The organism is Opitutia bacterium, from assembly GCA_016217545.1.
GTDB lineage: Bacteria > Verrucomicrobiota > Verrucomicrobiia > Opitutales > Opitutaceae > Didemnitutus.
The window spans coordinates 60,990-74,754 of record JACRHT010000016.1; the positions used below are offsets into that span (position 1 = coordinate 60,990).

The window sequence follows — 13,765 nt, forward strand, 5'->3', positions numbered from 1 at the left end:
GCGTGCGCATTGGGGTAGGGGCGCTTGCCCTCAAGCGCCCTCGCTCAATCCTCGATCCACACCAAATCACCGACGCGCACCTCGTCGTAGAGCTCGATGATGTCGAGGTTGCGCATCTGGACGCAGCCGCTGCTGGCGGGCGTGCCGAGGTGTTCTTCGTGATTCGTGCCGTGGATGTAGACGTAGCGGCCGTAAGTGTCGACGGACTCGCCCGCGGCGTTCGTGCCGGCGTTCACGCCGGGTTCCAACCCGCGGAGCCAGAGGATGCGCGTCGTGATCAAATTCTTGGCCTGCTCGTCGGCGTCGAATTCGGAGAAATGCCGGCCGGTGTTTACGCGGGCCTTGAAGACGATGCCCGGAGGCGCGCCGGCGCCGATGCGTTCGGCGATCTCGTGGAGGCCGCGGGGTGTGCCCATCGAATCCTTCACATTGGACGGCGGGCGCTTCGAGGTGGATATGACGTAACTCTTCACCAGCTGCCCGTCCCGATAGAAAGCCATCAGCTGTTTGCCGATGGAAACGACCATAGAACGCGCTGACGGCTTGCGGCCGAGAGCGGCAGACTTTTTCGTGGCCCGTTCCAAGGAATCTTTCACGTGAATACCAAGTCCTATCGAGTCGGCATCGTCGGTGCGACAGGAGCGGTCGGTCAAGAGCTGATCGGCCTTCTCCAGTCGCGGCAGTTTCCGCTCGCGGAGCTGAGGCTCATGGCCTCCGCGCGCTCCGTGGGTCGCGTCGTCGAGTTCGCCGGGGAAAAACTCACGGTGATCGAGGCGAAGCCCGAGGCGTTCGAGGGCCTCGACCTCGCGCTGTTCGCCGCCGAGGGCGCGATCGCCAAGGCGTTGGCGTCGGAAGCCGTGAAGCGCGGCTGCCTCGTGCTGGACAAGAGTTCGGCGTTCCGCATGCGCGAGGACGTCCCGCTCGTCGTGCCCGAGATCAATCTTGCGGCGACGCGCGGGCATCGCGGCATTATCGCGAGCCCGAACTGCTCGACGGCCATCGCGCTCATGGGTCTTTACCCGCTGCACCGGCTCTTCGGCGTGAAGCGCGTGTTCTTTTCCACTTACCAATCCGTCTCCGGCACCGGCGCCGACGCCATCGATGAACTCGAGGCGCAGACGCAGGCCTACGCCAAAGGCCAGCCGCTCACGCGCTCGGTTTATCCGTATCAGATTTTCCAGAATCTCATTCCGCACATCGATTCGTTCGGCGCTGATGGCTACACCGGGGAAGAGACGAAGATGCGCGAGGAGAGCCGCAAGATCATGGGTCTACCCGAGCTCAAAGTCTCCGCGACGTGCGTGCGCGTGCCGGTCGTCCGCGCGCACTCCGTGGCGGTGAATGCGGAATTTGAGAAACCGGTCGATGTCGCGGCCGCGCGCGCGGCGATCGCGCAATTCGAGGGCGCCGAACTCGTTGACGACGTGGCGAACAAGGTCTACCCGACGCCGCTGGATTTCAGCCGCAAGGTGAAGTGCGGCGTCGGCCGCCTCCGCGTGGATACCGCGTGGGAGAACGGCCTCGCGCTGTGGGTCGCCGGCGACAACCTCTGGAAGGGCGCCGCGCTCAACTCGATCCAGATCGCGGAGGCGATGATCCGCGACGGTATCCCGCTGCGTCCGAGCGCCTAAGCGCGTCGCAAACCGCGCACTTTTCGCGACAAACCCCGCACCGGCTTTCTCCTTGCGAGGGGTAGGGCGCTGCCGTTTCGTCTCCGGATTCCGGACGCTTAGCTCAGTTGGTTAGAGCATCTCGTTTACACCGAGAGGGTCGGGGGTTCGAGTCCCTCAGCGTCCACCAGCCTTCGCTCCAACGCATGAAACTCCTCCTCGCCACCCGCAAAAGCCCGCTCGCGCTCGCGCAGACCAACATGGTCGCCGCGCGCTTCGCCGAGAAGCTGGGCGCCGAATGCGAACTGCTCAAAATCGTCACAACCGGCGACCGCCAAACCGACTGGTCGCTGATCAAGCAGGGCGGCAAGGGCCTCTTCACCGCCGAACTCGAGCAGGCGCTCCTGCGCGGCGACGCGCACGCCGCGGTGCACAGCTGCAAGGACCTGCCGGGCGAAAATCCCGCCGGGCTCACCGTCGCCGGCTTCCTGCCGCGCGAACTGACGCACGATGTGCTCGTGTTGCGGGAAGGTGTCGCGACGCCGGCCACGATCGGTTCGAGCAGCCCGCGCCGCCAGTTGCAGGTCGCGAAGCTTTTCCCGGGCGTGAAGTTCACGGAGATTCGCGGCAACGTCGACACGCGCCTCAAGAAGATCGCGCAAGGCGACGCCGATGCGACGATCCTCGCCGCCGCCGGCATGCGCCGCCTCGGCATCCACAGCTGGCCGGGCGTCGTGTTTCGCCCGCTGAAGTTCGAGGAAAGCGTCCCCGCCGTGGGACAGGGCGCTATCGCGATCCAATGCCGCACCGATCTTGCCGCGCAACTGGCGCCGGCGCTCGATGCGGCGACGTTCCGCAACGTGACGCTCGAACGCGCGTTCCAGGCGCAGATCGGCGGCGGCTGCCAGGTGGCCTTCGCCGCGCATGCGACGGACGACACACTGCATTTTTTCCATGAGCGCACCGGCATCCGCCGTTTTCCGCTGAGCGCCGCCGACTTCGCCGCGCCGCAACAGACCGCCGCGCGCATCCTGAAGGAGCTCGGATTCTAATGGCCGCGAAATCCACTTCCGCCTTGCCGCTCGCCGGCCGCCGCATCGTCCTCACCCGGCCGCGCGAACAATGCTCCGAATGGCGCGCGCAGCTCGAAGCGCAGGGCGCCAACGTGATCGAGCTGCCGCTCATTCAGGTCACCAAACACTACGACAAGCAGACACTCGTCGAGGTGTTCGCCGAGCTGACGCAATACGAGTGGCTGATCTTCACCAGCGCCAACGGCGCGCGGTTCTTCTTCGAGGAGTTCCTCAAGGGCTTCGACGACATCCGTGCGCTCGGCCTGGTCCGCATCGCGTGCGTGGGCGAGGCGACGGCCGATGTGGTGCGCAGCCTGCACCTGCGCGTCGACTTGCAGCCGAAGAAGGCCAACGCCGAGGAACTCGCGCAAGCGATGCTCGAGCGCGAGTCGATCGACAGCGCGAAGGTCCTCATCGTCACCGGCAACCTGAACCGCGACGTGCTCGTGGAAAAACTCCACGAGGCCCGCGCCATCGTCGACACGCTGCCGATCTACAAGACCGAGGAGACGAACCTGGCCGACGATCCGGTCGCCGCGGATTTTCGCGCGAAAGGCGCCGACGCGATCCTGTTCGCCAGCCCGTCCGCCGCGCAGTCGTTCTTCGACCAAGCGGCGGCGTTGAAGCTCTCCGCCAAGGCGAAGCGCCCGCTCGCCGGCAGCATTGGCGCGACCACGACGACCACGATGAAGCAACTCGGCTTGCCGGTGGATTTCGAGGCCGCGCAGCCCAGTCTCGACGCGTTGGTCGCGGCGCTGTTGAAGAAGCTCTGAATCTTTTTGCCCACGGAAAACACTGACGACGCGGAATTTGTCGGATTGAAGTCCGCGCGTTCCGTGTCTTCCGTGGACACTTCCTCATGAAAGTCCCGTTCCTCGACCTGAAGCCCCAGCATCAGGCCATTCGCGACGAAGTCCTCGCCGCGCTTGCCGCCACCTACGACGCCACGCGTTTCTGCCTCGGCAAGGACGTGGAGGATTTCGAGAAGGGCTTCAGCGCGAAGTTCGGTTACGCGCGCACGCTCGGCATGAACAGCGGCACCTCGCCGCTGCACATCGGCTCGCTCTGCGGCGGTTTCGGCCCGGGCGACGAGGTCATTACGACGCCGTTCACGTTCGCGTCGAGTTGCTGGGGCATCAGCTACGTCGGCGCGAAGCCGGTGTTCGTGGACATCGATCCCGACACGTGGTGCATCAGCCCCAAGGCGATCGCCAAGGCGATCACGCCGCGCACCAAAGGCATCGTGGTCGTGCACATCTTCGGCCAGCCCGCGCGCATGGACGAGATCATGGCCCTCGCGGCGCAGCACAAGCTGTTCGTCGTCGAGGATTGCGCGCAGGCCGTCGGCGCGCACTACAAGGGCACGCCGGTCGGCGCGATCGGCGATTGCGGCACGTTCAGCTTCTATCCGACGAAAAACCTCGGCGCGTGCGGCGAAGGCGGCGCGTTCGTTTCGAAACACGCGGCGGTGATGGACAAAGCGCAGCTGCTGCGCGTGCACGGCTCGCCGAAGCGCTACCTGCACACGGAAGTCGGCTTCAATTTCCGCATGGACGGCTTCCAGGGCGCGATCCTCAACATCAAGTTGAAGCACATCGAGGACTACACCGCGCGCCGCCGGGCGATCGCCGCGCAGTATCGCGCCGGCATCAAGAACCCCGCGGTGACGCTCCCGGTCGTGCCGACCTACGGCGAGAGCGTGTGGCACCAGTTCACGATCCTGCACGCGCGCCGCGATGCGCTCCGCGCGCACCTCGAACAGCAGGGCGTGGGCACCGACATCATTTATCCGGGGCCGATGCACCTGCAGCCGTGCTACGCCTCGCTCGGCTACGCCAAGGGCAGCCTGCCGGTCGCGGAATACACCAGCGAGCGCTGCGTGAGCCTGCCGATTTTCCCGGAACTGACCGATGAGCAGGTGGCGCACGTGATCGCCGCGGTTAATTCCTTCGCGGGCTGACCGATAAGCAGGTTTCGGATGATCGGTTCCACGCATCTCAAGATTTGCGGCCTTACTTCCGCCGCCGATGCCCACGCGGCCGCTGGCATCGGCGCGGACTATCTCGGCTTCGTGCTGCACCCGGCTTCGCCGCGTCACATCACGCTGGAGAAATTCACCGCGCTTCGCCCGGAGTTGCCCGCGCTGCCGAAGGTCGGCGTGCTGGTCTATTCCGATATGGCCGCCATGGAGCAGGCGCGCGACGCGGGCTTCGACTACATCCAGCTGCACTTTCCGAATGAGACGCCGTTTTTCGAGGCGGCGTTGTGGACCGATATCATTTCGCCGCACAAGCTCTGGCTCGCCCCGCGCGTGCCGCCGGGGAAGGAACTCGATCCGTGTTTCGTGCCGTTGGCCGACACCTTTCTGCTCGATGCCTACGATCCGAACCAGCACGGCGGCACCGGCAAGACGGGCGACTGGGCCGCGTTTGCGTGGTTGCAGGGCAAGTTCAAGAAGGTGCGCTGGGTTCTCGCGGGCGGTTTGAACCCCGAGAACGTCCGCGAAGCCCTCGCGAAGAGCCACGCGAAGTTCGTCGACGTGAACAGCGGAGTCGAGGCATCGCCGGGCGTGAAGGACCACGCGAAACTGGCGGCGCTGGCGGCGGCGTTGCGCGGCGAATAAGGCCGTTCGGTGGCACCGCGTCCCGCGGTTTTTGCCCGACTCTGCGGGCTTGCGCCGGCATCGCCTCTAAGAAAACTCCCGCGGTCCCGTTAGTCTCCTGCGCGGTGAGACTCGCTTCCACGTCACCTCCATGCTTTTTCGCCGTCTGCTTTTCATTTCCGCCCTGACTCTCGCCGGCCTCGCCGGTCCGCTTCGCGCCGCCGACAACGAGGCGCTCGAAAAACGCTTTCGCGAGGCCAACGCAAAAGTCGACGCCGGGGACTTCCAACCCGCGCTCGAGATCTACAACGAGATCCTCGAGGTCGAACCCAAGGCCGGAAACGTCTGGGTGATGCGCGCGATTGCGAAGTGGAAGCTGAAAGACCTGAGCGGCGCGCGCGCGGATCTGGCGCAAGCCATCGCGCTGCACCCGGACAACATCGACGCTTACCGGGTGCGCGGGCAGATGCGTTACGAAGCCAAGGACTACGCGAACAGCCTCGCGGATTTTACCAAGGCGATCGATCAGCTGAAATCGAACGTGAGCGCCATCGTGGCCGCCGGGCGCCAAGACGAGGCGGGCGCTTACGAGAAGCAAAACGCCGAGCTTTTCGGCATGCGCGCGGAAGTGGAGAAGCAATTGAACGACAATCCGTCGGCGATCTACGACCTGACGCACGCGATCGAACTCAAACCGGACTACACGGCTGCGCTCTATCTGCGCGGTCAACTCTACGAAGCGGGAGAGGAGGCTGCCGCGGCCGAAGAGGATTATTCAAAGGTCATCGCCTTGAATCCCAAGCACGCTGACGCGCTCTGCAATCGGGCGTGGATCCGCTTTCACGCGCTGAAGTGGGATGACGCGATTGCCGACGGGAAGAACGCGCTCGAGATCGCGCCGAAGGCGGCGGTGGCGTTGCGCGTCGTCGGCTACTCTCAATTCGCAAAAGGCGACTACGCCGAGGCTGCGTCGACACTCGCTGCGGCCGCCGACGCCGACCCGGATTCCGGAGCGGCCTATGCGCTGTTCGTGCGCCACTACGCGTTGCTGCGTTCCGGCGCAGCGATGGACAAGCGTCTCGCTACTTCGTGGGGCAACTGGAAGGACGCCCCGTGGCTGCAGGTGCTCGCGAAGTTCATCACCGGCCAGATCGACGAGGACGCACTCGAGGCCGCGGCGAAGGACACCCCGGACGGCGGCGAACTCGCGGGCCGCACGTGCGAGATGCATTTCTACATCGGCCTCGCGCGCAAACAGGCGGGCGACAAGTCGACGGCGCGCCTGCGTTTCCAGTCGGCGTTGAAGACCGAGCAGAAGACCTTCGTGGAGGATGCGCTGTCTTCCGCAGAGCTGAAGCGTCTCTAGACGTCCCATGTTCGCAGCCATTCCCAACGCCAAGTCCCGCTCCGTCGCCGTCGTGCTCGCGCTCGGACTTCTGGGCTTGGCGGGATGCTCCAGTCGCTCGGTTCCACAGCCGACGCCTGTGGCTGCCGCGCCGGCTCCGCTGCCGGTTCCGACGCCCGTCATGACCGAAGTGCCTCCGGCCCCCACGGCCTTGCCACCACCGCCGACCGCGTTCCCGGAAGCGACGAACCTGAGCGTGGCGCACGGCCACGAATTCGACCAAGTGCGCGTTTTCTTCGCGACTGATCGCCGGGAAACGGACGTTGGCGAATTCGGCGGCGAGCGCGGCAGCGGAATCACCTACGGCAGTGTGTTCGTCAGTATTCCGCGCGAACATCAGATCGGCGGCATCGAGCGCCCGTCCATGTGGCGGCTCGAATTTTCGGAAGATCCGCGCGAGCACATGGTGATCGTGCGTCGCTCGACCTTCCCGCGAGAAGATTTCGTTGCCGATATCCGCGATACGCTTGCGCGCGGCGGCAGCGAGGCGTCGTTCGTGTTCGTGCATGGCTACAACGTCGCCTTCGACGACGCCGCGCGCCGCACGGCGCAGGTCACCTACGACCTCGATTTTCGCGGCGCGCCGGTCTTCTACAGCTGGCCGTCGCAAGCGTCGCTCGAGGGCTACACCGTCGACGAAGCGAACGTCGAATGGAGCACGCTCAATTTGAAAGACTTCCTGCTCGATTACGCGGAGCACTGCGGCGCGAAGGATATTTATCTGATCGCGCATTCGATGGGCAACCGCGCGCTCACGCGTGCGGTGTCGGCGTTGTTCACGGAGCACCCGGAGCCGCGCGGCCGGTTCAAGGAGATCATCCTCACCGCGCCCGACGTGGACGCGGACGTTTTCAAGCGCGAGATCGCGCCGAAACTCGTCGCTGGCTGCGACAAGATCACGCTCTACGTCTCCGATGGCGACAAGGCGCTGCTCGCCTCGAAAAAGGTCCACGGTTATCCGCGCCTCGGCGATGCGGCGACGGGGATTGCGGTGGTGCCGGGCGTCGAGACGGTGGACGCCTCGGGTCTCGACACGAGTTTTCTGGAGCACTCCTACTTCGCGGAGAGCGGTTCGGTGTTGAAAGACATCCGCCGGCTTGTGCTGGAGGGGTTGCGCGCCGCGCAGCGGGGATTGACGGAGAAACAGGCGAGCGTCGCCGGCGCGCGCTACTGGAAGTTTGAGCTCAAGGCGAAGCAGTGAACCACAACCAGATGACGCCTTCGCCACTTGATCGGTCGCTTCGCATTGGGCTGTTCGGTCTCGTTGCATTGGTGGGAGTCGCATTGTGGAATCCAGCCGGGAATTTCTGGTTCGGCGTGGAATTTCCCAAGGCGCAGTGCGAGGCATACGATCCCGTGGCGCTGAAATCGGCCACGACACTTTCCGAGTCGGTCTATGCCCCCGTGAAACTCGCGCGGCTTTTTCGCGAACCGCAGAACACGGTTTCGAATCTGGCCTACGCCGTGGTCGGGTTGGCAATTTTGCTCGCGGGGCGGCGGCCGGCTTCGCGGGCGTTGGGATGGGCGGGGATTTTTCTCGGGTGGGGTAGTGGCATTTATCACGCGTCGCTGCTGCCCGAATGGCGCATGGTCGATATCTTAGGCGTCTACGCGGTGCTGTTTTGCTTGTTGTTTGTTGGGGTGGTCGCGCTCGTGCCGTGGTTTACGCGCCGAGCATTTGAGCTTACCGGTGCGATTTTGACGTGGGGCTTTGCTATCTACACCGGCGTGCATCGCAACGACATCCGAGTTGGTGGCGTAAAGATATTCGATTCCACGTATGTCATGGTGGTTTCGGTGGCGCTCGGCTGTCTGCTCGCCTTGCTGGCGTCGCGGCGCGCGAACAATCGAACGGGCTATTGGCGCGCGGTGGCTGTGCTCGCGGTGACCGCCCCGGTCGCCTTCATCGGTGGGCAAGGCGATCGCTATGGTGGCTTTCTCGCCAGTCCGCAGGCGATGATTCAAGGGCACGCCGCGTGGCATGTCCTGGGCGCGGCCGCCATTCTCGCGGCATACGAGGTCTTCGTTGCGACGGGTTTTGACCGCTCCACGCTGACGCCGGAGCAGGTGCCGAACGACTAGCAGCTGTTAGGGCTTAATCAGAAGCCCGGCATGCCGCCCATGCCGCCGCCTTTGCGCATGGCTTCCATTTGGCGCATCAGCTTCTTCTGGTTTCCGCCCTTCATCATCTTCATGAGCTTCTGCATCTGCTCGAATTGCTTCATGAGCTGATTCACTTCGACGACTTTCACACCCGCTCCGTTCGCGATGCGGACGCGGCGATTACCGTTGAGGAGTTGTGGCTTCCGGCGCTCCTGCACGGTCATCGAAAGGATGATGGCCTCGGTGCGCTTCATCTGCCGGTCGGCGTCGCCGGGCAGCTCGACGCCGCTCATGCCGGGCATCATGCCGAGGATGGACTGCATCGAGCCCATTTTCTTCACCTGCTGCATCTGCGTGAGGAAGTCTTCGAGGTTGAAGTCCGCCTTGCGCATCTTTTCGGCCATGCGCTCGGCTTCCTTCTGATCGATGTTCTCCTGCGCCTTCTCGACGAGCGAAACGACGTCGCCCATGCCGAGGATGCGCGAGGCGAGACGGTCCGGATGAAACACCTCGAAGTCTGCCGTCTTTTCGCCGGTGCCGACGAATTTGATCGGCACGCCGGTGACGCTCTTGATCGACAGCGCGGCGCCGCCGCGGGCGTCGCCGTCCATCTTCGTGAGGATGAGGCCGGTGAGCGAAAGGGCGTCGTGGAAGGCTTTGGCAACATTGACGGCCTCCTGGCCGAGGGCGCCGTCCGCGACGAGGATGATCTCGTCCGGCTGCACCTTCGCGCTGAGCTTCTTCACTTCCTCGATCAGATCGGTGTCGATCTGGAGGCGGCCGGCGGTGTCGAAGAGGATGACGTCGGCGTTCGCCGCGGTGGCGGCGTCGAGCGCCTTCACGCCGATGGCGGGCACATCCTTCGAAACGCGGTCGCAGTAGAAACCCAGTTCTTCCTGCTTCGCGAGGATCTCGAGCTGGTCGATGGCGGCAGGACGATAGACGTCGCACGCGACGACGAAGGGACGCGCGCCCTTTTTCTTGAGCAGCTTGCCGAGCTTGGCAGTCGAGGTGGTTTTGCCCGAGCCGTGCAAACCGACCATGAGGATGCGCAGCGGGCGCTTGGCGGAGAGTTCGGTGGTGCCCTCGCCGAGGAGTTTCACGAGTTCGTCGTGGATGATCTTGATGACCATCTGGCCCGGCGTGACGGACTTGAGGACTTCCTGACCGACGATCTGCGTCTGCACGCGCTCGATGAATTCGCGCGCGACTTTGAAGTGGACGTCGGCGGCGAGGAGGGCGGCGCGCACTTCCTTGAGTGCGTCGGCCATGTTTTCCTCGGACAGCTTGCCGACGCCACGGAGGTTGCGCAGCGCGTTGGTCAGTTTGTCGGTCAGGGATTCGAACATCGGAGAAGAGAAAGGTCCGAGGGAAACCACTAAACGGCACGAATAAAATAAAAAATTGAAGGCGCGGCGACCATCGTGGCAGCCGCGACGACCATGTGGGGTAGGGCGAGTCGTCGCCCGCGACGAGAGCGACTTCGGCTCGTCGGGACGACTCGCCCTACCTTTTAGCCCTCGCGCCTGCCTTCCTGTCATCAGTGAGAATTAGTGTGGATTAGTGGTTCGCGCCTCTGCCAGCCTCGCCGCCCCATGAACCCTGTTCTCAAGCTGTTGCTCGACGGCGGCCAACTCTCCACTGCCCAAATGGCGCAAGTGGTGGGCTTGTCCGAATCCGAAGTCCATCAGCACCTGGAACAGTTGAAGAAGGAAAAAATCTTCCTCGGCTGGCGTCCGGTGCTCGATCTCTCGCGCGACGCTGCTGCAGCTACCGTGCGGGCCGTCATCGAGGTCCGCATCACTCCGGAACGGGGCGGCGGTTTCAACCGCTTGGCCGAGCGCATCAGCCGCTTCGACGAGGTCGAGTCGTGCTTCCTTATGTCGGGCGGCTACGATCTGCTCCTCTTCGTCAAAGGCACCACGCTCCAGCGCGTCGCGGCTTTCGTGTCCGAAAAGCTGTCGACGATCGAGGGCGTGCTCTCGACTTCCACGCATTTCCAACTCCGCTGCTACAAGGACCAGGGCTTCATCCTCGACCAGGCTGAATCCTCCGGCGAGCGGCTCAACGTCGCGCCGTAACGGGAGGACAACTCAATGAGCACCGACCCGAAACGCTGGGTGGCGGGCCATGTGGCCGCGTTGCCAAAAAGCGGTATCCGCGATTTCTTCGAACTCGTCGCCAAGATGAAAGGCGAGGGCGGCGTGATTTCCCTCGGCGTGGGCGAGCCCGACTTCGTCACCCCTTGGCACATCCGCGAGGCCGCGATCTACGCGATCGAGAAAGGCAAAACCTATTACACGTCGAATCTCGGCATGCCCGAGCTGCGTCGTGCGATCGCCGACTACGTCGCGCAGCACTTCAACGTCAGCTATCGCCCGGAGGATCAGATCCTCGTCGCCGTCGGCGTGTCTGAGGCGCTCGACCTCGCGTGCCGCGCGTTCCTGAATCCCGGCGACAAAGTGCTGTTCCACCAGCCGTGCTATGTGTCGTATTCGCCGAGCATCGCGCTCACGCACGCGATTCCCGTCGCCGTGCCGACTTACGCCAAGGACAACTTCGCGCTTACCGCCGAGTCGCTGCGCGCCGCGTGGCAGCCCGGTTGCCGCATGTTGATGCTCAACTTGCCGTGTAATCCCACCGGCGGCACGTGCACGCGCGAGCAGTTGACGGAGATCGCGGAATTCTGCCGCGGGAAGGACCTGCTCGTGCTCTCCGACGAAATCTACTCGGAGCTCACGTTCGACGGCACGCACACCAGCATCGCCAGCCTGCCCGGCATGGCGGAGCGCACGATCTTTCTGCACGGTTTTTCGAAAGCTTTCGCGATGACCGGCTGGCGCATCGGCTACGCGTGCGGTCCGGCGGTGCTCATCGACGCGATGATGAAGGTGCACCAATACTCGATGCTCTGCGCCTCGATTATTGCGCAGGAAGCCGCGCTTGAAGCGCTGCGCAACGGCTGGGATTCCGTCGTGAAGATGCGCGACCAATACCACCGTCGTCGCGACCTCGTCGTCCGCCGCTTCAACGAGATCGGCCTCAAGTGCCACTCGCCGCGCGGGTCGTTCTACGCGTTCCCCGACGTGAAGGGCACCGGCATGACCGAGAAGGACTTCGCCGTCGGCCTGCTCAAGGAGCACAAGGTCGCCGTCGTGCCCGGCACTGCCTTCGGCGACAACGGCCTCGGCCATGTCCGCGCCTGCTTCGCGACGAGCTACGAGCAGCTCATCGACGCCTGCGATCGCATGGAGAAGTTCGTGGCCACGAACGGTAAGCGCTGAGCCGGTAGGGCGAACCGTCCCGGTGAGCCGTCGGCTACGAGCGCGGCTCGTCGGGGACGACTCGCCCTACCATTTACTACGGCAGACACTGCCAGATTTGCGCCTCATTTGGGCGCGGGTTCAGGATTTAGCTGGCTTGAGCTTACCGCTTCCGGCTTACAGCTTAGCGCTTATGTCACGCACCGTCGCCATTGTTGGTCGCCCCAATGTGGGTAAAAGCCGCCTGTTTAACCGACTGGCGAAGCGCCGCGTTTCCATCGTTCACGATCAACCGGGCGTCACGCGCGACATCGTCTCCGTCGAGGTCAAGGACGGTGGCTACACGCTCATGGACACCGGTGGCCTCGGTCTTCAGGACGCCACCACGCCGGCAAAGCTCATCAAGGCTTCCGAAGCGCAGGTGGAATTCGCCATCCGTGCCGCTTCGGTGATTTGCTTCGTGGTCGACGCCCGCGAAGGTCTCACCGCGCTCGACGAGCGCATCGCCGGGATGCTGCGCAAACACAAGAAGTCGATCATCCTCGTCGCCAACAAGGCCGACCACGGCGAAGAGAAGATCGCGGAGGTCGGCGACCTTTACCGCCTCGGCTTCGGCGAACCGATCTACCTGTCCGCGGAACACGGCAATGGCGAAGCCGAGCTGCGCGAGGCGATTCTCGACAAGCTGCCCGCAGCCGAAGAGGAGCCGGAGGATCACGACAAAAAGCGCCTCACGCTGTGCTTCGTCGGCCGCCCCAACGTCGGCAAGTCCTCGCTCTCGAACCGCCTGCTCAAGCACGAGCGCCTCATCGTCTCGGAGATTCCCGGCACCACGCGCGACTCCGTCGAACTCGACTTCGACTACAAGTCGCGCGACGGCAAAGTCTGGCCGTTCCGCCTCATCGACACCGCCGGCATCCGCCCCGCGACGAAGCTCTCGTCGTCCGTCGAATATTTCTCCCGCGTCCGCTCCATCGACGCCATCCACACCGCCGACGTGGTGTTCATGGTGCTCGATGCGATGGAAGGCGTGACGCAACAGGACAAGGCCATCGCTGGCGAGATCGTCAGCGCCGGCCGCCCGATCGTCGTCATCGTCAACAAGTGGGATCTCGTCTTCGCCGCCATCCGTCGCGGCGATCTGAAAAAATACGACAACGAGCGCGACTTCCGCGAGAAGTTCGAGAAGGCGCTCTACGACCGCCTGTTCTTCACGCCCGGTGCGCCCGTGATGTTCGTGTCTGCTCTCACCGGCCACGACATCGAGCGTATGCTGAAGGCCGCGCGCGCCCTCGATGAACGCCTCGGCCGGAAGATTCCGACCGCGAAGCTGAACGCCGCCATCATCGCGCTCACCGACCGCAATCCGCCCCCATCGGTCGGCGGCCAGCGCTTCCGCGCTTACTACGCCACGCAGACCGGCAATCGGCCGTTCCGCATCAAGATTTTCTGCAATCGCGAGGAGAAGCTCACCGAGAGTTATCGCCGCTACCTCGAGGGCGGACTCGTGGACGAGTTCAATCTCGACGGCTGCCCGATCCACTTCGACCTCGTGGGTAAGAAGAAGATTTCGATCGACGAACGCCTTTCGCGTCGCGGCCAAAAGCGCAACGAAGCCGCCGCGGCGGGCGAAGACATCGACACGGATTTCGCCGGCGAGCCGGTGGTGCTGGATGATTGAACTCGCCGCCGCATGGTGAACGTTCCCG

At 64.1% G+C, this 13,765-nt stretch carries 13 protein-coding genes and 1 tRNA gene; 12 read left to right on the top strand and 2 right to left on the bottom strand.

The window, feature by feature from the left end; all coding sequences use genetic code 11:
* Window positions 1-44 precede the first annotated feature (44 nt).
* On the bottom strand, window positions 45-527 hold the full coding sequence (locus HZA32_12810; GenBank protein ID MBI5424951.1) for a L,D-transpeptidase: 483 nt from the start codon (window positions 525-527) through the stop codon (window positions 45-47).
* 69 nt (window positions 528-596) lie between these two features.
* On the opposite strand from HZA32_12810, the gene HZA32_12815 reads away from it, so the two are divergent.
* The 9 genes from HZA32_12815 to HZA32_12855 all read left to right on the top strand — a co-directional run bounded on the left by HZA32_12815 (window position 597) and on the right by HZA32_12855 (window position 8,772).
* Window positions 597-1,631 carry an aspartate-semialdehyde dehydrogenase gene (locus HZA32_12815; protein MBI5424952.1) on the top strand — a complete coding sequence of 345 codons (1,035 nt, stop codon included), beginning with the start codon at window positions 597-599 and terminating at the stop codon, window positions 1,629-1,631.
* A gap of 92 nt (window positions 1,632-1,723) precedes the next feature.
* Window positions 1,724-1,800 (top strand) — tRNA-Val (locus tag HZA32_12820).
* A 16-nt stretch (window positions 1,801-1,816) separates the two neighbouring features.
* Complete coding sequence (gene hemC, locus HZA32_12825; protein MBI5424953.1) at window positions 1,817-2,662, top strand: hydroxymethylbilane synthase; 846 nt, start codon at window positions 1,817-1,819, stop codon at window positions 2,660-2,662.
* Window positions 2,662-3,456, top strand: a complete 795-nt coding sequence (locus tag HZA32_12830; protein MBI5424954.1) for a uroporphyrinogen-III synthase — start codon at window positions 2,662-2,664, stop codon at window positions 3,454-3,456. The genes hemC and HZA32_12830 overlap by 1 nt, the downstream gene beginning before the upstream one ends.
* An 86-nt stretch (window positions 3,457-3,542) precedes the next feature.
* On the top strand, window positions 3,543-4,643 hold the full coding sequence (locus HZA32_12835; protein MBI5424955.1) for a DegT/DnrJ/EryC1/StrS family aminotransferase: 1,101 nt from the start codon (window positions 3,543-3,545) through the stop codon (window positions 4,641-4,643).
* Between the two features lie 18 nt (window positions 4,644-4,661).
* Window positions 4,662-5,306: a phosphoribosylanthranilate isomerase gene (locus tag HZA32_12840; protein MBI5424956.1), complete on the top strand. Its 645-nt coding sequence runs from the start codon at window positions 4,662-4,664 to the stop codon at window positions 5,304-5,306.
* 130 nt (window positions 5,307-5,436) lie between these two features.
* Window positions 5,437-6,651: a tetratricopeptide repeat protein gene (locus HZA32_12845; protein MBI5424957.1), complete on the top strand. Its 1,215-nt coding sequence runs from the start codon at window positions 5,437-5,439 to the stop codon at window positions 6,649-6,651.
* Window positions 6,652-6,658: 7 nt separating this feature from the next.
* Window positions 6,659-7,891, top strand: coding sequence for an alpha/beta hydrolase (locus HZA32_12850; protein ID MBI5424958.1), 1,233 nt, complete (start codon window positions 6,659-6,661; stop codon window positions 7,889-7,891).
* Window positions 7,888-8,772, top strand: coding sequence for a ceramidase domain-containing protein (locus tag HZA32_12855; protein ID MBI5424959.1), 885 nt, complete (start codon window positions 7,888-7,890; stop codon window positions 8,770-8,772). Before HZA32_12850 ends, HZA32_12855 begins: the two co-directional genes overlap by 4 nt.
* A 17-nt stretch (window positions 8,773-8,789) precedes the next feature.
* On the opposite strand, the gene ffh is transcribed toward HZA32_12855, so the two are convergent.
* Complete coding sequence (gene ffh, locus HZA32_12860) at window positions 8,790-10,142, bottom strand: signal recognition particle protein (GenBank protein MBI5424960.1); 1,353 nt, start codon at window positions 10,140-10,142, stop codon at window positions 8,790-8,792.
* A 246-nt stretch (window positions 10,143-10,388) separates the two neighbouring features.
* Between ffh and HZA32_12865 the strand changes: the two genes are divergently transcribed.
* From HZA32_12865 to der, 3 genes are all read left to right on the top strand, one after another.
* Window positions 10,389-10,874 (top strand): Lrp/AsnC family transcriptional regulator, encoded by a 486-nt coding sequence (locus HZA32_12865; GenBank protein MBI5424961.1) that lies wholly within the window; start codon window positions 10,389-10,391, stop codon window positions 10,872-10,874.
* A gap of 15 nt (window positions 10,875-10,889) precedes the next feature.
* Window positions 10,890-12,077, top strand: a complete 1,188-nt coding sequence (locus HZA32_12870; protein ID MBI5424962.1) for an aminotransferase class I/II-fold pyridoxal phosphate-dependent enzyme — start codon at window positions 10,890-10,892, stop codon at window positions 12,075-12,077.
* Window positions 12,078-12,249: 172 nt separating this feature from the next.
* A complete protein-coding gene (der, locus tag HZA32_12875; protein MBI5424963.1) occupies window positions 12,250-13,737 on the top strand; it encodes a ribosome biogenesis GTPase Der in 1,488 nt (495 codons plus the stop codon).
* Window positions 13,738-13,765 lie beyond the last annotated feature (28 nt).